Here is a 24122-nt window from a genome sequence, read left to right on the forward strand (position 1 = left end):
TAATTATTTTAGTATCTAGACTCAATGTAATATTTATAAAAATCTTTTTCGCTTATTAAATTACCATCGATTCTTCCGTTTATATTGACGGCAAAAATATTTTTATTATTTAAAATCGTTGTGATTTTTTTTGTTTTTTCTAAAGGTGGCTCATAGTTTTTAGGTTTGAAGGGCGACAAATATTGGTCATTTTCTATTAAATATTTGTCAAGCATGTTAGCAAGGCTAATCTTTCCATATACGTTTTTTAGTCTAGTATATAATTTTCTAGATATCAACATTCTACTTGAACCAAACATTCTTTTTGTTCGAATAGGTTGCAATGATTTATATTGTTTTTTTACTATCAAATCGTAGTCTAATACGGTTTTACTTAATGTATCAACCGCCACAAAAGGATCGTATGGGTCAATAATATAGTCTTTGCCGCCAATTATAATTATTGGAAAAGTATGCACTCCTTCAACGGAAGCTTGTTTTGTTTTTAGTTTTAATAATTTTTCGATTAAACGATTATAAAATGTCGTTCTTTCTCCGCAAAAAACAGCATATTGATTTTTATTACCTAAATTAAAACAAGTCTTAATAGCTATTTTGTCCCAATTTTTTATTGATGAAGCGTCTTTAGCCATCCCTAGTTTAGAACCCAAAAATTGAAAGCTAAAAGCAGCATATACATAATCGGCAATAATTAGAGATTTTATATAGTCTTTAGTTTCTCTATTTGATTGAATTGTATCAACTTTTATTAATTCTGATTGTAACAAAGAAATGGATTCTTCAAAAGTATTACATATATTATATTTAAGCGTATCTCTTTGTGAAAGAGTTTTTTTTAATATAGAAATTTCAAAATTAGGTTCTTTTTCATTGTTATTTAAAATGCTTTTATGGACTATTTGTAAATCAATTGTTTGTGAATTAATTTTATGAATTTTTAAATATAAAATGGCCGAAATAAATAAAATGATACTACTAAAAATCAAACTTTTCTTCATCTTAATGCTTTTTTAAAAGTTCAGATTTTTTCTCAGACAATGGTTTTTCTTTTAAATTTCTACCCAATAAAATGAAAAAGTAGTATAAAAAATAATTGATTGTTAACGGGATAATTGTAACCAAAATATAATTAATAAAACTTCTTGTTTTTTGTAAAAAATAAGGATGCAATAGTAAAATAATACCAATAAAATTTTTTGCATCTATTAACATGTATAAAAATAAAATAGAAGAAAGAAGGATATAATTATTCATTAAAACATCTTTCGATACGTTTTTATTTTTTACAAAAAAAACAGTATAACTAATTGTTAAACAGATAAAAAGAGCTAGAAATAATAATGAGTTGAAAGTGGTTTGAAAAAAGAACAGTAAAGCACATAATCCCAGAGCGGAAAAAAGATTCAATTTATTAATTTGACTTTTTATTGTTTCTTGATTTTTTACAGCAAAAGTTTTTGTGTTAGATTGAATGTCTTTTTCTAGATCTTCGAATTGATGAATTGCGATGTCTCTTAGTCCTAGTAAAAAAAGAAATAGTATAAAAATAGAACACAATGAAAGCGGAATAACAATATATTCTTGGAGTGCATACAATAAAATAATCCCAGGTATTACATGAGCATATATAGCATCAGTAATTAGTCCCAAAATCCCTTTTTCTTTCAGTCGTATAAAGGGTAAGGAATATCCAAGCAATAATAAAAACTGAAAAACTAAAACTAAACTCGCTTGTTTTGAAATAGTAAATAGGAGATAAAACCCAATGAGGCCAAAAAATAAAATTATGAATAGCACCACATACTTATTAAGTATTGTAGTGATATTAAATTTGTTCGAAAGTTCATCTGCTTTTACATCAAACAAATCATTCAAGAAATAGCCGCTAATTCCCACTAATAGATAAGTGGGTAAAAGTTTTAGAGCAATTGTATGAATAATAGTTGCGTTTAGATTTGCTGCTAAACTAAATAGCAACAAAAAGTTAGCATACAAAAGTAAATTGTAGGCGCAAAACGAATACAATCGTTTGTGTATTTTAAGCAAGTTATTCATCCGTCCAGTCTTCAGTGGCTTCAAGAAACCAACTTGCAGTTAAACAATAAGAACCCGCGCAATAATTTCTGTCTTTTGAAGTAAAGTAGGGGTAGTTTTCAAAAAGAGTTAGATTCGTTTTACAATTTTTTATAATCAGTGCCTTAATTTCATTTTTTAAAGAATCATTCGTTTTGAAATATTTTAAGCATAAATAAGAAAGTATTAACTCAGCAAAACAATACGTGTCTTTTTCCTTTTGTATGAGTTTTTCAATAGTATTTGAAACCTTATTGAAAGTTGTAATTCCCTCTTTATACGCTCTAGCAAAGTGGTATGCTATAACAATTTTATGTTCGTAAAAGTGATGTTTGTCCTTATCATTTTCCCAAACTGTAATACAATATTCAATGGCTTTTTTTGTGTTTTTATTCTCGCCCAGATACAGTAAAGCATTTACCGCTACACCAACCTCAGTATCCGTTTGATGTAACATTCCAGATTTTATTGTATTTGCAACTGCCTTTTTTTCGAAAAGTAATTTTAGGCATAAGTATGGATTAACTATAAACAAATTCCAACTTGGGAGAATCCAAGTCAATAGTCTACCATCATTTTTTATATTTTTTAATAGTGTTTTTTTATTGTTTAGTTTATGTCCTTGTTTTTCTAAAATAAAGGAACATAACGCTGTGTCATCAATATCTGGGGGAACTTTATTGAGTGAATTTTCTAATTTCCAAAATCTAAAAACATCCCCTTTTTCTGCTGAATTTAATAAAAAAAGAGTTCCTTTTTTTATTAAATTCTCATTAATTACACTACTATTCATTAAGGAATAAAGTATGTTTGAGTGGATAAATGGGGAAGGGTATGTTATGTGCCAATCTTTATTGGACGTGTTTTGATTTGGGTAAAATTCAAAAGTTGGAAATTCAAAATTTTCATTCATTCCTTTTTCGAGTAATGAAATAGCGTTTTTTCTTTGCAACAATGTAGCGTATTTGCCTTCTTTTTTAGAAAAAACGGGCATTTTTTCTAGACCTCTTATGTGGCTCGAATTGCGATAAATTGATTTGAAATCTGGGGATAAACAAATTTCAGGAAAATAGTTAAACAGCTCTTCTAAAGCTATTTGTGCTTCTTGTTTTGCTAAATGTGCACCAATACAATAATGAGGTCCATATCCAAAAGAAAGTATTTTTCCTTTTTTTCGATCTAAAATAAACTCATTGGGCAAATCAAATATTTCGGGGTCGCGATTTGCTGCTCCCAAAGCTAAGCTTATGGATGAATTTTTCGGTATTGTATGATTGCCTATTGTAACTTCTTCTTTATTTGTTCTTTGGATAATTTGTGTTGGCGCTTCTAATCTAAGCGTTTCATTGATGAGGTTTGGAATTAGATAAGTGTTTTCAATTATTTGTTTGAAAAGGGATGGTGTTTTAAATAAAATTAAAAGTGCAGATGAGATTAAATTGGGAGTAGTTTCATTACCTCCCAAAAGCAATACTTTTGTTAAATTTAAAATATTATCATAAGAAAAATTGTCTTTCGAATTTTTATGAAAAATTATTTCTGAAAGTCCTTCTGAATCCTTTTTTTCTATGGCTATTTGAATCCACTCCTCAACAATAGGTTTTAATTCGTTCCATTTTTCAAGGGCGTAATTAGTGTCGAAAATTGCTTTGCTTGAAACAGCTTCGCTAGACCAATTTCTTAGTGTTTCATTTTCAGTGGTTGTTATTCCTAAAAGCCTTAAGACAACTAAAGAAGAAAATGGAAGGCAAAAATCTTTAAGAATGTCGAATTCGTCTTTTGTAACTAAAGAGTTTAAAATCTGTCTGCAAATTTGTCTGTTTTTTTGCTCTAGATCTTCTATCCGATTTGGAGAAAACAGCGCTTTATCTCCACCAATTATTTTTCGATTTTTGGTATGTTCCGGAGGATCGCAATTTAATAAAATGGGGTCAAAAGGAGAGTCTCCTTCTGAGGAATAGATTGCGCTATTGGTCAGAATATCTGTGATTTCATTGTAGCCAATAATAAGCCAAGTATTATTGGATTTTAAATAATGAACATTGCCAGTTTTTCTCAACTCCTCATATACTTTATATGGGTTTTGCGAAAATTGAATGGTTGATATATCGGTATTTATTTTTGACATTTAGCTTATATTTCGCCAGATATTCGTTTTTTTATACTTTTTAAATAGGATTCGTCCTTAAAGCCATTGTTTCTTTCGTCTAAAAAAAGCATGCAATCAGAACCTATTTTATAACGCAACTTTGATGTTTTGTCCAGAGCAGCATTATACACTTCTTGAGCAATGTAATTTGGTTCAGAAAAGGAGGGAAACCAATTGGTTTTATGCACTTTATCTAGCAAGGCTTTGTATTCAGGTTTTTCGATTGAAGCAAATTCGACATTTGAAGCGTAATCATTCTCTTTAACACCACCAGGTTCTATTAATTTTACTCGAATTTCAAAAGATTCTAATTCAAACATCAAGGATTCTGAAAATCCTTCTAATGCCCATTTAGAAGCATGGTACATTGATAACATTGGAAAAGTTACTAGCCCACAAAGAGAAGACATGTTTATAATTGAGCTGTTTTTTTGTGTCTTAAGCTTTGGCAATAGCGCTTTTATCATAAAAACGGTTCCGAAAAAATTCACTTCCATTTGTCTTCTAATTTGTTCGTCAGACGAACATTCAAAAGGGCCAGAAAGAACAAAACCGGCATTGTTTATCAATGCATCAATCTTAGATTCTGATTTGAGGATTGCATCAACTGTTTTGTGAATTGATTTTTGATTTTCGAGGTCCATTTCATGATAAACAATATTTTGCCCTTGAATCAAATCCTTATTTGATTTTGAGCGAACTGTGGCATGAATTTTCCAGTTTTCATTTGCAAATTTTAATACAAGTGCTTTTCCAATCATGGAATTTGCGCCAGTAATTATTACAACTTGTTTTAAATTATTCGCCATAAATTTTTTTTCTTCTAGTGTTGCCATTCGCTAACGCTGTTTTGAATTCTTCTTCAGAAATCAATTTATTTTGGTTTTCAATAAATCCTATAGATTTTTGAAAATCTGGTCGGTTTTTAAAGGTTAAATAGCTGTTTTTCATAAAGAAATCATCATTGATTTCAAAGACTTCAAACCCTAATTCAGGCTTTTGAGAATCATGGTAATAATATACAGGATTGGACTCTTTTGGACCAATAAGGATTTGCAACGCATAACGAGGAGCATTTGATTTATTGATGTCTGAAAAATGAATAACTCCATCTTCAAAAATCACACATTCTCCTGCTTTACAAGGAATTGGTTCTAAGTAATCTGAAACTAATACTTCTTCAAAGTTTTTAAAATAATAGGGAACATCCATGGTTGCAATATCTGGAAGGATTTTATGGCTTCCTTTTACTAACATAATTGTTCCATTATCTGTTGTTGTATCTACTAATGGACACCAAATGGTGAATGAAGTAGTTTTTTCTTCTTTGACATGAGTCCAGTTTTGATGGATTTCAAACTTTCCTGCTCCAGGTGGTTTTACATAAAAATTAGCATTCCAAACATGATAATTATTAAAAATCTCCTCTATTATTGGGTTGAAAAGTTTTTTAAATAATTTGTTTGTAGCTCTTTTGTATTCTTCATTCGTATCTAAAAAAGTACAATGGTAATTTGATACTCCAGTTCTCTGTGGAGCATAATTGTCATCTGGTTTTAAATCTAATAGTTGATTTAAAGTGGTTTGAACGATTTCTTTTGATAATAATTTTTCAATTATAAATCCATTTTCAAGATAGGCCTTGTTATGCGTTTTATTTTTAAAAATAGGTCTTTCCATTTTAGTTTAGCTTATTTTATTTAACTGCTTTTATTAAGTAATACTTCTCAATAGTTGTAGATTCGTTGAAATTCTGTATTAAATTGTCAAGCACATTACTTTCTTTGGGTAAATTAACTGTTGTTTCAGTTCTCCATCCGTTTTTGTTAGAGATTTCGGTAGCACTATAAGGAATAACATTTTCAGAAATGTCAATGTACGCAATGGAATTGAATCCTATTTTTTTAAGAATTTCTATGTATGTTGTTATGCCATATTGATTTTTTATTGGAATCCCTATGCGTTCAGATCTAATTTCAAGGTCTGATTTTTCTGTTTCGGAGTTTGGTAAACAATCCGCCAGGCATAGTATTCCATTTTTTTTTAGTGTTCTATATGCTTCTTCAAAAAATTTTTCTCTAGTGTTAAATTGAAATGCTGATTCTATTGCAATAATAGTATCAAAAATATTGTCTTTATATTTTAATGCGGTAGCATCTCCTTTTTCTAAAAAAATTTGTTCTGATAATTCGTTTTCTATGACCTTTTCTTGTGCTTTTTTAACCTGATTGTCAATTATGTTTAATCCATGAATTGTTATATTAGGTATTTTTTTGGCAAGAAAAATATCTTGATCCCCGTATCCAAAACCTACATCCAATATAATTTGGTTCTCTTTAATAGGAGCAAATAGTATTACTTGATCAATCATTTGTTCACAAGCTACTTTTGTTAGATTTGTGTTTTTCCAATAGCCTAGATTTAGATAATAGCAATTTGCATTAGAATTTGTTATTCTGGTTTCTAATTCAGAATACATATTCTTTGTTCTAATTTGATTTTCATCTTTGTTTGTATCTACCATTTTAGAGATGTCTTTTGAAAGTCCATTCACTATGAATTATTGCAGTGTTAGGTCTTTGGTCTATCATTTCAGAATTTAATTTATTACTTTTTTTTACATTAAATTGTAATGCTTTAAACTGACTTATTAAAGGATTTTTTTCATTCATTATAATGTTTAATTTTAAAATATAAGCCCCTTTTTTTATTGTATAAGGTGGTAATATAGCTGAAATTAATATATGTTCATTTTGGCAGGTTTTGTCCTCTGATTCAACATTGCTAATCAGTGTCGAAATATAGCAAATATCGTTTCCTAATAAATTTTCGATACCAAAAGCAATGTCAATTTTAAATGGTTTTATAGTTTCTATCAAACAACTAAATTCTATAGGCTTATCTTCTATTATAGAATCATTTTGATTTGTATCAACTTTAATTTCCTTTAGAATTAAATAATCATTTTTCAACAAAGGGTTTTTGTTGGTAACATGTTTATTTATAGGGAAACTGCTGTTCGACTTTAAAAGAGAATTATATAGGTAATTTTCAATTACATCAGCTTTTCCGTTATTAATAATTTTTCCATTATCAAGCAGATAAAATTTTTCGCAGTTAGATATCAAAGTATTTAAGTCATGAGAAACAAAAATGAACGTTGCTGTTTTGTTTTTCTTATTTTTAATAAACTGTTTTACTTTTAGTTGAAAATTTGTATCTCCCACATTCATTACTTCATCTAAAAGATATACATCAAAATCTAAATTGGCCATGATGCTAAAAGCCAAACGCAAGTACATTCCACTAGAATAGTTTTTTACCGGCTGATTAATGAATTTTCCAATTTCACTAAAATCTACAATCTTATCGAATTTTACTGCAATTTCTTTTTTAGTGAATCCTAATAATTGTCCATTTAAAAAAATATTTTCTTTGCCACTTAACTCAGGGTGAAAACCTGCACCAATATCAAGGATACTAGCCACTCGTCCTTTTATAGTTGCATTTCCGCAAGTAGGTTTGGTTACGCCAGCCAGAATTTTTAATAAAGTGCTTTTTCCGCTTCCATTTGTGCCAATAATACCTACAGATTCTCCTTTTTTAATTTCAAATGTTATGTCTTCAAGTGCCCAAAATTCTTTTGTGTTATTTCCATCATTATCTACTATCGGTTGATTCAGAATGTATTTTTTACCTATATTTTGAACTTTTATTGCTACATTATTTTCACACATAATCACTAAATTTATATTCTCTGTTGTTGTAATAAAACATTCCTGTCAAGGCAAGAAATAGAACAATAAAAAACGAAATAATCCAATTTATGTTAAAAGGAATTGTGTCAAAAAACATCCATCTCCACAAGTTTATCACATTAGCCATTGGGTTTAGGTCTAATAAAGGGCTGAATTTTTCGGGTAGTAAATCAGGGCTAAAAAATACGGGTGTAAGCCAAATGCCAAAATACATAATAAATGGAAGGATATGCAATAGGTCTCTTCTTCTATAAGCAAATGAAGCAATCCAAAAAACCAAAGTTAAGCCACATAATGCATTAAAAAAAAGAACAAAAGGGATAAATATTATTTTCCATGATATTGTAAGTTTAAAAAAAAGAATCAAAGGAATTAATAGTAACAAATTTAGTCCTAGTTCCACTAGAGCTATAATTATTTTAGATAACGGAAGTATAGTTTTAGGAAAATATATCTTCTTTATTATATGTGATGATTCGTGAATGCTAATAATTCCTGCTTGAACTATGTACGAAAAAAAATTCCATCCTAAAAGCCCACTTAATAAATAAACAGTGTAAGGAAGATTATTTGTTTTCCAATTTAAAAGGTATCCGAATAAAAAAGAAAATATAAGTAGCGTAGTTAAAGGATGAATAATACTCCATGTAATACCTATAAAAGTTTGAGCGTATTTAACTTTCAAATCTCTTTTTGCAAAAACCCAAATCAGGCTTTTGTATTCCCATATTTTTTTTAAATAATTCGAAATACTGTCAGGGCTTGCGTTTATTTCTATAGTTATTTCTTTTTTTTTAGATTTCATCAAATGCTATTTATAAGTATAGATTTTTGCTATTTTTTTAAAGAAAAAACGGTTTTTTTAATTGCTTAAAAGTTACTAATAATTACAAATTTAGAATTTAAAACCCCATACTTTTTACTAATAATTACAAATTTAGAGTTTTAATTCTGATACTTTTGTAATTTTTATAATTCTTTTTTATACTTTAAATTATGACCTTTTTTTTTAACTCAATAGTATTTTTTGTGTTAATTTAAAATATTGCGAGTAGGTTTGTTTCAAAAATATCAATTTCTTCATTGAAACTTCAATTTAAAAATGAGTTGCTTTAGGAGAACAGGTTAAATTATTTGAATAATTGAATACAAAACTTTACTTACTTAAGGCATCAATACGAAATCAATTTTTTTTGAAGGATTATACTTTAATATTATCCCTTCTTACATTAATTGTTTTTTCTAATTCAATCCTTAACGGTTATAATTATGATGATGTTTTAGTCACTCAAAACCAACCGTTGACCGCTGATGGAAGCCTTTCTTCTATTGTCAAAATCTTTGAAGGTTCCTATTATAAGGATGCTACTGGGCATTCTTTTGGTTATAGACCTATGGTTTTGCTTTCATTTGCAATAGAGCATAGTTTGTTTTCAGAGAGTCCACTAGTGAGTCACACCATCAATGTTTTATTGTATTTAGTCTCTGTATTACTGCTTTTTAATTTGTTGTGTAATTTTTTCGGAGAAAATAAAATTCTTATTGCTTTTTTAGCTTCCCTTTTATTTATTGTTCATCCAGTTCATAGTGAGGTTGTGGCAAGTATAAAAAATAGAGACGAAATATTAGCATTTTTCTTTGCGATGCTTTCAGGACTTATGATTTTTAAATATTTGAAAAAAGAGAGTTGGTATTTTCTTTTGTTATCATTTCTCTTTTTTGCTGCAGGTATGTTGTCTAAAAAAAGTATTTATCCTTTAGTTGTTATTTATCCGTTTGCAATTCTTTTGTTAAAAACAATTAGTAGAAAAAACCTTTTATTAGTTGTCTTGTCTTTAGTTATTCCTGGCGCTCTTATAGGTTCGGATTTTGAGATTTCAAAATTAATGTTATTGATAGCTCTTCCTGTTTTAGCAGTTGCTCTATTTTATTTATTTTATTCAAGTCAAGAGTTTAAGTCTAATGGAAATCAAAATCAATTTTGGGTCAAGGAATCATTGCTATTTATTATCTCTTGGTTTTTTGTGGGATTAGCACTTTATAAAAATAATTTTGGTTTTGTGTTCTTGGCAATTTTACCTTTATTTATTTCGAAATTAGAAGTTAAGAAAAGTATTTTTCAGCTAATGCTTCAGTTGTTAGTAATAGGTTTTGTTTTAAAAATTAATAATTGTTTTTTAATTACTCTTTTTACAGGAGCTGCTTATACTTTTTATTCTATTTCAAATAAAAAAATAGATTTTTTAAATAGTACAATTTTGCTAGTTTCAATTATTGGTCTGTTCTATTTAGGGATGTCTTTTAAAAAAATGTTTTTAATAGTTTATGTACTGCTGTTTTTTTATGTTTCTTTCAGAAGCACAAAGCTTAGTTTATTATTCTCAGCAACTAATTTTATAGTTAGTTTGTTTTATTTTCAAATAGGTATATTTCAAATATCATTATTGGTATTTTCATTAATTATTCATTTTAATTATTTAAAAAAGTATTTTCTCTCTTACTGGAGAACGGGAATTCTTTTATCTGTTTTTTCTTCTTTGATTTTTATAGGTTTTGAATTGAATTATCAAAGTAGCATTATAAAATCACTGACAAAATCTTCAGGAGGTGATGTTGAAAATATTCAGGAATATCTCAAAAAACTACCTTCTAAATCGGAAATTTCTGAAGGTAGAAGATTAGAATATATGGAAAACACCTTGGTAGCTCCTCATTCAATAAATGAAAAAATAGCTACAGGAATAGTTGTTTTAGGTGATTATGCAAGATTGATGGTTTTTCCTAATGAACTGTCTTTCTATTATGGGTATTCTAAAATTAAGACTTCAAATTTCAATGATTACAGAGTTTGGTCTTATCTGTTAATTTATATTTTGCTATTCTTCTTAGCTATTTATCAGATTAACAAAAGGCCAATTATAAGTTTTGGAATTGGATGGTATTTTTTATCAATATTATTATTTAGTAATTGGGTAGAATTAGTTGCCGGAATGGTAGGCGAAAGGCTTGCTTTTACGGCATCTGCTGGTTTTTGTGTTTTCATTGCTGCTATTGTTTATGAATTAAAACCGAGTTTAGATTTGTTTAAACCCAAAAAAATAGAGTTTGCAGTTTTGGCTGTTTTGCTTTTATTTTCTGTTAAAACTTTCTCCAGAAATAGTCAATGGGAAAGTCCTATTAAATTAATGAGTCATGATATTGTGCATCTTGAGAATTCTGCACAAGCCAATAATATGTTGGCTTTAAGTTTAATGAGCGAATCGCTTACTAATACTACGCTTTCAAATGAAGCACGAATGGAGTATCAAAAGAAAGCTATTAATTATTTTTCTAAAGCAATTGTGATTTACCCTTATTTTTTCAATTATCATTTTGATTTAGGACGTTCCTATGTGATGCAAAAAGATTTTGTGAATGCCAAAAAAGCATTTTTTGAGGCGTATAAATTACAACCTGAAAATTTACTTTCCTTAGATGAATTGACTAAAAGAAGTTTTGATTTGAAGGACAAAGAGGAGACCGTTAAATATGGTAATCTTTATTTGAAAATCAATCCATATAATGAAAGTATTCATGAATTAGTAGCTTATATCTGTCTTTTGAATAAAGATTTTATCAGTACTAAAAAATATGCAGAAAGAGGTTTGTCCTATTTTCCCGCTAATGAAAATTTTAAACACATGATTATAGATTCTTCCCATTAAATAAGTAAGATTCAATAAAATAAACACATTAAAACAAAAATAAATAGAATCATTTTGATTTTAAAACAATTAGAATTATGAATTTAAAAAATTACCCAAATCAAAAAATTAAACTGAATTTTTTATTGAGTTTTTTACTGTTTTTGATTCTCAGTGCAACTACTTATTCACAGTGTTCAGTGGGGACTAATGGAGTAACATTGGCTTCTCCTACGTCATGTTCCACATACAATTATAACATTGGTCCGGGTGAATATGAGTATCTAAACTTAGAAGGAGGAGTTACTTATCAATTTGGCTTGAGTTCAGCCGCTTTATCATATTGGGCTCCAAACCAAATTTTTTGGGGTAATGGTATCTGTATAGATGGTGGTGCTAACGGAAACCAAGTTACGTATACTGCCCCATCAACAAGACAATATAATATAGGTACCAATAGACTTACCTCTAGTGGTTACTATTTTAATGGTGTATCTGCAACATTGTCTTATGCACCTGTTACTCCAGCTTATCCGTCTGCTATTTCTGGGCTTAATAATGCATGTAAAGGATCTTCTATAACTTATTCAATACCATCCGCTTTATATGCTAAAGATTATGTTTGGGAATATTCTATTAATGGTGGAGCAAGTTATATTAATCTAACAACTACGGGAACAACATCAGTTACATTTTCGTGGCCAACAGGTTCTACTGGAACTTTACAAGGGGTAGTTCGAGTAAAATCCCAGAATGGACCTTGCTCTAGTGGATGGAGAACGTATAGTGTTAATGTATTAGATCAGCCAACATCGCCAACCACCGCTGTTAAACTTAATAATGTTTCTCAAGTTTGTATTGACACACCTGTTGGAATTTCAAGCGTTTCTGGAGGAATTAATCAAGGTTGTACTGTTGAATACAGGTTTTCTATAGATGGAGGTTCAACATGGTCTAATGCTTCAACGACTCCGCCAACGGGTATTAGTTCGTCAATAAAAGGAGTTAACAGAATTCAAATTCAAGCCAGAAGAATGAATTGTATTTCTTCTTGTGATACTTCCTCATGGAATACAGTAGCCACTTGGGATGTAGATGTGACTCCACCTACAGTTTTTACAAAAAATATTACAGTAGATCTTAGCGGAATTACAGGAACTTATACATTAGATCCATTATTAGTAAATAATAATAGTACTGATAACTGTACTATAGCCAGTTACTCAGTAAGTCCAAATACTTTTAATTGTAGTAATACAGGGACAAATACTGTTATCTTAACAGTTACTGATAACGCTGGAAACTTCTCTACACGTTCAGCTGTAGTAACCGTTAGAGATGTTACTCCTCCTATTGTCTTGACACAGGATAAGACAATACAATTAGATGCAACAGGTCATGTTTCAATTACGCCAGGTGATATCGATCTTAATTCTTCAGATATCTGTGGAATAGAAAGTATTTCATTAAAAAAATTAGGGGATTCAGATGCTTCTTACTCTACGACAGGACTTACTTTTGACTGTACTGAGGAAGGTGAAAATACGGTGGTTTTGAGAGTAATTGATATAAAAGGAAATGTTGCTACTAGACAAGCAAAAGTAATTGTTCAAGATCAAATTGCACCGGTTATCAAAGTGAAAGATATCACTTTGCAATTAAACGAAAAAGGAACAGTAAGTTTAACTCCAGATATGATTGATGATGGAACTTCGGACAACTGTATTTATACTTTGTTTACAATTCCAAGTTCATTTACATGTAATGATGTTGGACCTAATACGGTATTAGTTATTGCTACTGATACAGGAAATAATGTTCAATTTTCATCAATTGTAGCTACTATTCAAGATACTATTAAACCTACAATTACTGCTCCAGCAGATATAACTGTTAATGCAGATGCTACTTGTAGTGCAACAGGACTTAATTTAGGTTCAGCAATTACTGCTGATAATTGTTCAGTTGCAACTGTAGTAAATGATGCTCCTGCTGTATTTCATTCAGGGATTAATACGATCACTTGGACAGTAACGGATGTTAATGGGAATATTCAAACGGCAGTACAAAAAGTTACCGTTGTCGATGTTACAATACCTACTATTACGGCGCCATCATTGTATAAAGTAAACGCGGATTCTGACAAATGTGGAATTTTAGTGTCTAATAGTACTTTTGGAATCCAATATGGTGATAATTGTTCAGGTGCAATTTTAAAAGGAAAATATAAAAATGGTACGCAAGTTCTGTCTACAGACGTATTGCCTTTAGGCTATACTAGTATTACTTGGACAGTTACAGATGGAGCGGGAAATAGGGCCTCTACTGAGCAAACTGTAAATGTGGTTGATGGAACATCTCCAACAATAGCAAATCCTGCTGATGTGAATAGGAATGTAAGTGCGTCAGCTTGTAGTTTTAATGAATTGACTTTGACAGCTCCGCTTAATTCTGATAATTGTGCAGTAACTAGCATAACTAATAATCATCCTTCTACGACCTATCCAATAGGAACAACAGTTGTTGTTTGGACAGCAATTGATGCGGCTGGAAATGTGACAAAAGTAAATCAAAATGTAATTATACATGATGTTACTCCGCCTACTATTACATGTGTTTCTGGTTCTCCAATAACAAAAAGTAATACCATAGGAATTTGTGGATATGTAGTTAATGGTTCAGAGTTTGATCCAACATCTACAGATAATTGTTTAAACCCAACGCTAACACATAACTTTACTTCAACTAGTAATTCTAATAGTTTAGCAGGTGCTACTTTTCCAATTGGCACAACTACTGTTACGTGGACAGCTACTGATGCTTCAGGAAATATATCAACTTGTAATACTGTGGTAACGGTTGTGGATACCGAAGCTCCAGTAATGCAAAATTGTCCTAGCGATATAACTGTTGGTTCATATAGTGGTTGTACTTTGGTTCCAAATTGGTCAGCGCCAACTGCAATCGATAATTGTGGTTCTTCGGTTACAATTGTTCAAACACAAGGACCATCTCCATTAGAGACTAATGCTCCAGGAACTTATACTGTTGAATATAAAGCGACTGATAGTAGTTTAAATTCTAGCTATTGTAATTTTACTGTTACTGTAGTGGGTTCTTCAACACCAATATTAGTAGCACCATATAATGTAACTTCAAAAAACACAGATACTGATGCTTGTACATGGACTGCTCCAATAGGAAGTTTGAAACCAATTCAGGCCATTGGAAATTGTCCATTAGCGGTTACATGGGATGTATTGAATCCTGATAATTCTCATTCTACAGGGACAAATGATGTAAGTTCTCATGCATTTGCCAAAGGAACAAGTACGGTAAGCTATACATTAACGGCTTCTGGCAGTGACCCAATAACTAAAACATTTACAGTTACTGTTGTAGACAATCAAAAACCAACACTAATAGCACCATCTAATGTTGCTATTAATTTAACATCAACTTGTGTAGCATCAGAAGTAAATCTAGGTACTCCAACACTTACTGATAATTGTTTAGGGGCTACTTATACAAATAATGCACCTGCTACTTATCCTTTGGGAGTTACTACTGTAACTTGGACTGCAACGGATGCATCAGGAAATACAAGTTTAGCAACACAAACAGTAACAGTTACTGATAATCAAGCGCCAGTTATTACATTTGGTCCAGGTCATTCTATCACTAAAAATACTAGTGCAGGGGAATGTAATTATACCGCTGTGGGAACTGAATTTAATCCAACGGTAACTGATAATTGTACTATAGCAACTTTTACACATAATTATGTAAGTGCTGCAAGTACTACAACTTTAGCAGGAGCAATATTCCCTAAAGGGGTGACGACAATTACTTGGACTGCAACTGACGTTAATGGGAATTCAGCTACTTATCCTATTACTATTACTGTAAATGATACTGAGGCACCAATTTTTACTAATTGTATTACAAATCAAATGTTGACAATTGGAAAATCAATTAGTACTTGTGCTGGATCGACAAGTTGGCCAATACCTCAAGCAACAGATAATTGTTCTACACCAATTATTACTTTGGTGTCAACACCAATACCTCAACAAAATTCTGGTAATGAATATGTTCCTGGAATTTATGAAATTAAATATAGAGCATCAGATAGTTCATCTAATACTAGTTTTTGTAGTTTCTATGTAAAAGTTATAGATTCAACAAACCCTATTATTGTTTGTCCTCAAAATACGATTCACGAAGCTGATGAAAACGCATGTACTTGGGCTTCTCCAGTGGGTAGTTTAACACCAATTCAAGCGGTAGGAAATTGTCCAAAAGTTAGTTGGAGTCTTGTGAATCCAGATGGAACAAATGTTTCTGGAACTTTAGATGTAAGTCAGTATGTATTTATGAAAGGAGTGACGCAAGTTACTTACACGATAATTGATGCAAATGATAATACGGACACTTGTACATTTAATGTGACCGTAACAGATACAGTGAAACCAACTTTAGTAGCGCCAGCTGATTTGAATTTGAATGTAACTTCAAGCTGTACTTTATCAAATGTTAATTTAGGTACTCCAGTAGTAACTGATAATTGCGCTGGAACTATAGTAATTAATGATGCGCCACTTGTATTTCCTGTAGGGATTACTACTATTATTTGGACTGCAACTGACGCAAGCGGTAATGTGAGTAAAGCTACTCAAATAGTTACTGTTACTGACGCTGTTCTTCCTACAATTACGTATTCAGGTTCTTCAACAATAACAAAAAATAATACATCAGGTACTTGCGGATATGTAGTGAAAGGTCTAGAATTTGACCCAGCTGCTTCTGATAACTGTACTGTAGTAAGTTTAACACATGATTTTTCGTCTTGGAATAATCCTAATACACTAGATGGTGCCACTTTTCCAATAGGTACTACACAAGTAATTTGGACAGCTGTTGATGCTAATGGAAATACAAAAAACTATGGACAAAGTATAACAGTTAGGGATATTGAAAAACCGATGTTTGTAAATTGCTTTGCCAACCAAACCATAACTGTAGGACCAAATTGTTCTGGAGGTGTTGCTTGGCCTGTTCCTGTTGTACAAGATAATTGTAGTGTGACGATTACACAAACAGGACCAACTAATGGATCTAATTTAACAATCGGTCAATCGTATCCTATTCAGTATACTGCAACTGATCTTTCTGGTAACACGGCTACATGTGCATTTACAATTGTAGTTGTTGATAGTACAACACCAATAATTAATTGTCCAGGAAATATAGTCGTTCATTCAGATTCGAATTCATGTAATTGGATTTCGCCAGCTGGAAGTTTAACTCCTATAGTTTCAGGAAAATGCCCTATAACAGTAGATTACACTGTTACCAATCCAGGCGGAGCAATAGTTACAGGTTCAAATGATATTAGTGGTTATACATTTTTACCTGGTTTGAGTTCTGTAACTTATAAGGTAACCGATGCAGATGGACTTACTAAAGATTGTTCTTTTACAGTTAAAGTGATTGATGTAATCAAGCCTTCAATAACTGCTCCAGCGGATATACAAGTGGATTTAAATTCTTCTACTTGTAACGAAACTAATATTGTTTTAGGAACTCCGGTAACAAGCGATAATTGCGCAGTTTATACAGTTACAAATAATGCACCTGCTGTTTTTGCATTAGGTAAAACAATAGTTACATGGACAGTAATTGATACTTCAGGAAATAAAGCTACGGCTATTCAAAATATAACAATAACGGATGTTTCAGCCCCAGTAATCAGTTGTCCTTTTAATAGTACAATTATTAAAAACGTTACAACTGGTGAATGCGGATATATAGTACCTGATACTAGTTTAGATGCAACAGTAACTGAAAATTGTTCATTAATTAGTTTAACTCATAATTATTCTCAATGGACAAATAATACTAGTTTAAAAGGAGCTACTTTCCCAATAGGCACAACGAATGTTATTTGGACAGCTGTTGATACTGCTGGAAATACATCTACTTGTGTAAGAGATATTGTAGTTCAAGATAAAGAATCACCTGTTTTTGTTAATTGCCCAGCAAATTATACATTCAACATAGGTTCTGATCCAAATTGCTCCGATGGAACAAGTTGGCCAATTCCTGTTGCTCAAGATAATTGTAGTGTAACAGTTACTCAAACTCAAGGACCAACAAACGGTACTAGTTTATCCGTAGGAACTTATACAATTGCTTATCTAGCAACCGATCTTTCAGGTAATACTGCTACATGCGGATTTTCGATTAAAGTTACTAATTCGCCAACTCCAATAATGAATTGCTCTAGTAATCTAGTTGTAAATTCAGATAAAAATGTATGTACATGGAAATCACCAGTGGGTAGTTTGACACCAATAGGTTTTGGACGTTGTCCTAAATTAGTTACTTGGTCAATTACAAATCCTGACGAAAGTGTGCTGAATGGTATAAACGATGCTAGTGGAACTGTTTTTCAATCAGGGCTTAGTACAATTCATTATTCTGTTAAAGATGTAAATGGAGCTGTTGCTTCTTGTAGTTTTACCATTAATGTGGTTAATAAAACAAAACCAACAATCACAGCACCATCAGATTTAAATTTAGAGCTTCTGAGTGGATGTAGTATAGAAGATGTTGATTTAGGAAACCCAGCTTATACTGAAAAATGTGCTACGGTAGTTGTTACTAATGATGCTCCAACTAATTTCCCTCAAGGTAAAACGGTTGTAACATGGACAGCAACTGATTCTAACGGAAATAGAAATGCAGTTACTCAATTAGTAACCGTTAAGGATTATATAAAACCAATAATAAACAGTCACAACATTACAGTAAATACAAATAATTATTGTGTTGCCACTGGAGTTAACCTTGATGTGACAGCCACAGATAATTGTACTGTTGCTTCAATAGTAAATAATGCTCCAGATTCATTTCCAATAGGAGAAACAACTGTTAATTGGGTAGTTACAGATACTAGTGGTAATATAGCTACTGCATCACAAATTGTCACAGTTGTAGATGTAACACCTCCAACAATTGTTGCACCAGCTGCCTTTACGGTAAATGCTTCTGATTGTTTTGCAAGTAATTTTGATTTAGGAATACCTACAGTTTTAGACAACTGTTCTATAGCAACAATTACAAACAACGCGCCTGCTCATTTCCCATTAGGAAATACAACGGTAACTTGGGTAGTAACAGATGCTAGTGGAAATATTTCAAGTGCTACTCAAGTAATAACGGTAGTAGATGCTACTTTACCAATAATTACAGCACCTCAAGACGTTTCGGTTCAAGCTAATAGTGCTTGTTATGCTTTCAATGTTAATTTAGGAATTCCAGTATCTTCTGATAATTGTTCATTAACTAGTGTTACAAATGATGCGCCTAATGTATTTCCATTAGGAAGAACTATAGTAACTTGGAAAGCAACAGATACAAGTGGTAATATAAAAACAGCTACTCAATTAATTACTGTGGTAGATGTTACTTTACCTGCTATTGTTGCACCGTCTGCAATAACAATCTCCGCTACTTCAAATTGTGGTGTTGAGAATCTTGATTTAGGAACACCGGTTGTTACAGATAATTGTAGTGTTGCTAGTGTAACAAATAATGCTCCAATAATTTTCCCATTGGGTACTACTACAGTTGTTTGGACAGTAGTTGATGGAAGCGCTAATGTTAAAACAGCCACACAGTTAGTAAAAGTAATTGATACTACTGCACCAGTAATAACTGCACCGACAGATATTATCATGTCTACTAATACTAATTGTACAGCGACAAATGTTGAATTAGGATTGCCTCAAATAGCTGATAATTGTAGTATTGCTACGATAACAAATGATGCTCCATCTATTTATAATTTGGGAGTAACAACAGTAACTTGGACTGTAAAAGATGTGAGCGGAAATGTTGCGATTGCAACTCAAAAAATAACTGTAAAAGATACGGAATTACCAACAATTACTAATCTTTCAAATATAGTTGTAAACGCAAACAATAGTTGTGCAGCTTTCAATGTTAATTTAGGTTCTCCTGTAATAGCAGATAATTGTTCTGTTGCATCAGTAACAAATACTGCTCCTGCAGTTTACCCTTTAGGAATAACAATTGTTACATGGACAGTTACTGATACTAGCGGAAATGTAACAACAGTTGATCAACAAGTTAAGGTAGTTGATTCTACTTTACCAACAATAGTTCCTCCTGCCGCAATTACTCTAGTTTTATCGACTAATTGTAGTGTATCAGGTCCTATACTAGGATTGCCAGTTGTTTCAGATAACTGCTCTGTTCTTAGTGTAACAAATGATGCTCCGGCTTCATTCCCATTAGGTAATACGACTGTTACTTGGACTGTAATGGACGGTAGTGGTAATATAGCTACGGCAACTCAATTAGTCAAAGTGGTGGATGCTACTTTGCCTACAATTATTGCTCCATCTAATGTGTCAATTACCTTAGATAATGTAGCTTCAATTGCAACAGGAGTTGAGTTAGGTAGCCCAATTACGGCTGATAACTGCTCAGTAGTATCAGTAACTAATAATGCGCCAGAAACATACCCTGTTGGTACTACATTAGTTACCTGGACAGTAACAGATAGAAGTGGTAATAGAGCTACAGCTATTCAAACGGTTACTGTATCAGATTTTACAGGACCTACAATAGTTACGATTCCTGCAAACCTAATTATTAATGCAAATAATTCTTGTAATGTATTTAATGTTAATCTAGGTTCGTTAGTTACAAATGATAATGTTTCCGTTGTTTCGGTTACAAACAATGCACCTTCTATATATCCTATTGGAACAACTACAGTAATTTGGACTGTAAAAGATGATAAAGGAAATGTAAGTAATGCTGTTCAATTAGTAACCGTATTAGATAATTTAGTACCTAGTATTGTTGCACCAACTGCTATTACAGTATCAGCATCTGCTTCTTGCGGTGTTACTGGATTAGATTTAGGAACACCAATAGCATTTGACAATTGTACTACTATTTTAGTTACTAATAATGCACCTAATACATTTCCTCTTGGAACTACATTAGTTACATGGACTGTGACGGATGCAAGTGGTAATAAAGCAACAGCAATTCAAAGGGTTAATGTAGTTGATCAAATTGCACCAACTATTATTGCGCCATCTAACATTATAGTTTCGGCTTATTCAAATTGTACAGCAACAGGAATTGTACTTGGAACTCCAGTAGTAGGAGACAATTGTACGATAGCTTCTGTAACTAATGATGCTCCTTCTGTATATCCTATAGGTTCAACAATAATAACATGGACAGTAACGGATGCAAGTGGTAACAAAGCTACAACTACGCAAAAAGTTACCGTAAATGATACAATTTTACCTAAAATTAGTGTTCCTAATAACGTGGTAGTAAATGCAGGTAATAATTGTGTTGCCTATAATGTAAATTTAGGTACTCCAAATGTTTCGGATAACTGTTCAATTATTTCAGTTACTAATGATGCTCTTTCAGTATATACTTTAGGAACTACAACAGTAACTTGGAAAGTAGTAGATGGAAGTGGAAATGTTGTTACTTCAACTCAATTAGTAACAGTTGTTGATACTACAAATCCAACTATTATAGCTCCTAGATCAATTACTGTTTCTTCAACAGAAAGTTGTGGTGTTTCAGATTTAGATTTAGGTTCACCAATCACATCTGATAACTGTACAGTTGACAGTGTAATTAATAATGCTCCAGCTATTTTCCCATTAGGGAATACAATTGTTACTTGGACAGTTACGGATGTAAACGGTAATAAAGCTACAGCAAATCAATTAATTAAAGTGGTTGATACTACTTTGCCAACAATTGTAGCGCCAACTAATATTACGATTACAATTGATTCAGGTAATTATGCAACTGGAATTATGTTAGGAGATCCTGTAACAGCTGATAATTGTAGTGTATTTTCAGTTACAAACAATGCTCCAATTAATTATCCTATTGGAACAACATCTGTGCTTTGGATCGTAACTGATGCTAGTGGAAATAAATCAATGGCTATACAAACGGTTACGGTTATTGATGGTTCAAATCCTACAATTACTTCACCTAATGGCTTAACGGTTCATACAAATAATGGATGTTATGCTGTCAATGTTAATTTAGGAATACCAGATGCGATTGATAACGATTCGGTTTCTATGGTTACTAATAATGCGCCAACATCATTCCCATTAGGGACTACAACTGTAACTTGGACAGCAAAAGATAGTACTGGAAATACTGTAAGCACTACACAATTAGTAACGGTTATAGACCAAGAGGTACCTTCTATTTATCCACCAGCTGCTATTGTGGTGAATTCAGATAATAATAGTTGTACTGCCACACATGTGGTTTTAGAACAACCAGTAACTTTTGATAACTGTTCAGTACAATCAATTACTAATGATGCACCTCTGGCTTATAAACTAGGTAATAATATTGTAACATGGACTGTTACGGATGGTAGCGGAAATAGTAATACTACAACTCAAAATGTAAAAGTAATTGATGTTACTAAACCAGTAGTAATTACTAAAAATGTGATGATTGCTTTAGATGTAAACGGTACGGTCTCAATTACTGCTGACCAAATAAACAAAGGGTCTTATGACAACTGTGCCATTAAATCTATTAAAGTGTATCCATCCACATTTACTTGTGCCAATCTTGGACCAAATAAAGTAACGTTAACAGTTGAGGATACTAATGGAAACAGCAACGCAGCAGAAGCTATCATTACAGTAGTAGACTATATAGTTCCTAATGTACGCACTAAAAACATTACAGTTGTATTGGATCAATTTGGTCAAGCAAGTATTACACCAGAAATGATTGATAATGGTTCTACTGATAATTGTGCCATTAAAAAAATGGATTTAGATAGTGTCAATTTTGGATGCGGTGATGAAGGAGAGAATGTCGTTGTATTGAAGGTAACTGATTTTGAAGGAAATACAGCCATTGCTTCAGCTACAGTAACAGTAGTTAATAATTATCCAGATTCTAATAATGACGGAATTAAAGACAACTGTGATAATGATGATGATAAAGACAGTGTTGCAGACAGTATTGACAATTGTCCTACACAGTTTAACCCAGATCAGGCGGATAATGATAAAGACGGATTAGGAGATGTATGTGATGAGGATGATGATAACGACGGTATTTTAGATGTATTTGACAATTGCCAGTTTATATCAAACCCACTTCAAGAGGATAGAGATAAGAACGGTATAGGTGATGTATGTGATTCTGGAGATGTAAATATTTCTGAGGCCTTTACTCCTAACGGAGATGGAGTACACGACACCTGGGTTATTTACAATATTGAAAATTACACTAAATCAATAGTTCGAGTATTTAATGCATGGGGAGCAGATGTTTTTTATGCTGTTAATTATAAAAACAATTGGGATGGTTCTTATAAAAATAATAGCGAATCACTGCCTGATGGCTCTTATTACTATCAAATTGATTTAGATGGCAATGGAACAGTAGATAAAGAAGGTTGGATTTATATCACTAGATTTTAGATAATAATAATTTTATAAATGAAAAAAGTCAAAAATATTTTAATGTGTATTGCACTGCTATTAACTAGCAGTGTGATTCTTGCTCAGCAAGAAAGTATTATAACATTATATAAAGATCAGATGAATCTTGTCAATCCCGCTTATGCAGGCGTAGATGGGATGACTGATCTAGCTATTGGATACAGAAAACAGTGGTTAAGCGTAAAAGATGCACCCACTGTTCAAACAGCAATGTTAGGCGCTAGTATGGGAAAAAACTTGGGTATAGGTCTTTCAATAGTTAACAGTAAAATTAATATTGAAAACCAAACCTTTGTAGGGGTTGATTTCTCTTACAAACTGATCATGAATACAGAAACAGATCTTTACTTAGGAATCAAAGCTGGAGGAAATTTTTATGATGTTAATACTTCTGGTCTGGAATTGTATGACGGAATTTCCGATTTAGCTCTGAATTCCAGAAAAACATTCAATCCTAATTTTGGTGTAGGAGCCTTGTTAAAAATGACAAATGCTTATGTTTCCTTGTCAATTCCTAGACTTTTGAATACACAGAGAACTAGACTGAATGATGGTAAGGTAGCAGTAGCGACTGATACGCCTCATTTTTACTTAAGCGCAGGATATGATTATGATTTAGGAAATCTTTCAATGATGGTGTTGAAACCCTCATTCATGTTGCGTGAAGTAAGTGGTGCTCCTATTTCTATTGATGCCAATTTAAATATGAGTTTTATGGATGCATTTGAGATAGGTGCTATGTACAGATTCAATAATGCAGCGGGTGCTAATGCTAAAATAAATATATCTAAAAACTTATTGTTTGGGTATGCTTATGAAATTAATACCAGTAAAGAGGTAACATCTTCGCTAACCACTCACGAGTTTTTATTAAAATATAGATTTTAAGTAAAAC

At 31.8% G+C, this 24122-nt stretch carries 11 protein-coding genes; 3 read left to right on the forward strand and 8 right to left on the reverse strand.

The features are described 5' to 3' along the window. Nucleotides 1–8 precede the first annotated feature (8 nt). The 8 genes from C8C88_RS07065 to C8C88_RS07100 are packed head-to-tail and all read right to left on the reverse strand — an operon-like array spanning nucleotide 9 to nucleotide 8785. Nucleotides 9–998, reverse strand: coding sequence for a hypothetical protein (locus C8C88_RS07065; RefSeq protein WP_121337433.1), 990 nt, complete (start codon nucleotides 996–998; stop codon nucleotides 9–11). Between the two features lies 1 nt (nucleotide 999). Continuing rightward, on the reverse strand, nucleotides 1000–2055 hold the full coding sequence (locus tag C8C88_RS07070) for a UbiA family prenyltransferase (protein ID WP_121337434.1): 1056 nt from the start codon (nucleotides 2053–2055) through the stop codon (nucleotides 1000–1002). Next, the gene (locus tag C8C88_RS07075; RefSeq protein WP_121337435.1) at nucleotides 2048–4201 is read right to left on the reverse strand and encodes a cytochrome P450; all 2154 of its coding nucleotides are present in this window, start codon (nucleotides 4199–4201) and stop codon (nucleotides 2048–2050) included. Before C8C88_RS07075 ends, C8C88_RS07070 begins: the two co-directional genes overlap by 8 nt. 5 nt (nucleotides 4202–4206) lie before the next feature. Next, nucleotides 4207–5058 carry an SDR family NAD(P)-dependent oxidoreductase gene (locus C8C88_RS07080; protein WP_121337436.1) on the reverse strand — a complete coding sequence of 284 codons (852 nt, stop codon included), beginning with the start codon at nucleotides 5056–5058 and terminating at the stop codon, nucleotides 4207–4209. Further along, a complete protein-coding gene (locus tag C8C88_RS07085; RefSeq protein WP_121337437.1) occupies nucleotides 5021–5902 on the reverse strand; it encodes a phytanoyl-CoA dioxygenase family protein in 882 nt (293 codons plus the stop codon). Before C8C88_RS07085 ends, C8C88_RS07080 begins: the two co-directional genes overlap by 38 nt. Nucleotides 5903–5918: 16 nt before the next feature. Further along, entirely contained in the window at nucleotides 5919–6746 is an 828-nt protein-coding gene (locus tag C8C88_RS07090; RefSeq protein WP_121337438.1) for a class I SAM-dependent methyltransferase, read from the reverse strand. A 1-nt stretch (nucleotide 6747) separates the two neighbouring features. After that, the gene (locus tag C8C88_RS07095) at nucleotides 6748–7908 is read right to left on the reverse strand and encodes an ABC transporter ATP-binding protein (RefSeq protein ID WP_370453806.1); all 1161 of its coding nucleotides are present in this window, start codon (nucleotides 7906–7908) and stop codon (nucleotides 6748–6750) included. A 43-nt stretch (nucleotides 7909–7951) separates the two neighbouring features. After that, the gene (locus tag C8C88_RS07100; protein ID WP_147403446.1) at nucleotides 7952–8785 is read right to left on the reverse strand and encodes an ABC transporter permease; all 834 of its coding nucleotides are present in this window, start codon (nucleotides 8783–8785) and stop codon (nucleotides 7952–7954) included. Between the two features lie 388 nt (nucleotides 8786–9173). Here C8C88_RS07100 and C8C88_RS07105 point away from each other — a divergent pair, with 388 nt between their 5' ends. From C8C88_RS07105 to C8C88_RS07115, 3 genes are all read left to right on the forward strand, one after another. Then, complete coding sequence (locus C8C88_RS07105) at nucleotides 9174–11684, forward strand: lipopolysaccharide assembly protein LapB (RefSeq protein WP_147403447.1); 2511 nt, start codon at nucleotides 9174–9176, stop codon at nucleotides 11682–11684. Between the two features lie 77 nt (nucleotides 11685–11761). Beyond that, entirely contained in the window at nucleotides 11762–23206 is an 11445-nt protein-coding gene (locus tag C8C88_RS07110) for an HYR domain-containing protein (RefSeq protein WP_121337442.1), read from the forward strand. 18 nt (nucleotides 23207–23224) lie between these two features. Continuing rightward, nucleotides 23225–24115, forward strand: a complete 891-nt coding sequence (locus C8C88_RS07115) for a type IX secretion system membrane protein PorP/SprF (RefSeq protein ID WP_121337443.1) — start codon at nucleotides 23225–23227, stop codon at nucleotides 24113–24115. The last annotated feature ends 7 nt before the right edge of the window (nucleotides 24116–24122 follow it).

This window comes from Flavobacterium sp. 123 (assembly GCF_003634825.1).
Classification (GTDB): Bacteria; Bacteroidota; Bacteroidia; order Flavobacteriales; family Flavobacteriaceae; genus Flavobacterium.

Bases quoted from the DNA above. Each gene is read 5' to 3' on its own strand.
- C8C88_RS07110 (WP_121337442.1), top strand. From the start codon at position 11,762: ATGAATTTAAAAAATTACCCAAATCAAAAAATTAAACTGAATTTTTTA.
- C8C88_RS07085 (WP_121337437.1), bottom strand. From the start codon at position 5,902: ATGGAAAGACCTATTTTTAAAAATAAAACGCATAACAAGGCCTATCTT.
- C8C88_RS07090 (WP_121337438.1), bottom strand. From the start codon at position 6,746: ATGGTAGATACAAACAAAGATGAAAATCAAATTAGAACAAAGAATATG.
- C8C88_RS07100 (WP_147403446.1), bottom strand. From the start codon at position 8,785: ATGAAATCTAAAAAAAAAGAAATAACTATAGAAATAAACGCAAGCCCT.
- C8C88_RS07065 (WP_121337433.1), bottom strand. From the start codon at position 998: ATGAAGAAAAGTTTGATTTTTAGTAGTATCATTTTATTTATTTCGGCC.
- C8C88_RS07080 (WP_121337436.1), bottom strand. From the start codon at position 5,058: ATGGCAACACTAGAAGAAAAAAAATTTATGGCGAATAATTTAAAACAA.
- C8C88_RS07115 (WP_121337443.1), top strand. From the start codon at position 23,225: ATGAAAAAAGTCAAAAATATTTTAATGTGTATTGCACTGCTATTAACT.
- C8C88_RS07075 (WP_121337435.1), bottom strand. From the start codon at position 4,201: ATGTCAAAAATAAATACCGATATATCAACCATTCAATTTTCGCAAAAC.
- C8C88_RS07070 (WP_121337434.1), bottom strand. From the start codon at position 2,055: ATGAATAACTTGCTTAAAATACACAAACGATTGTATTCGTTTTGCGCC.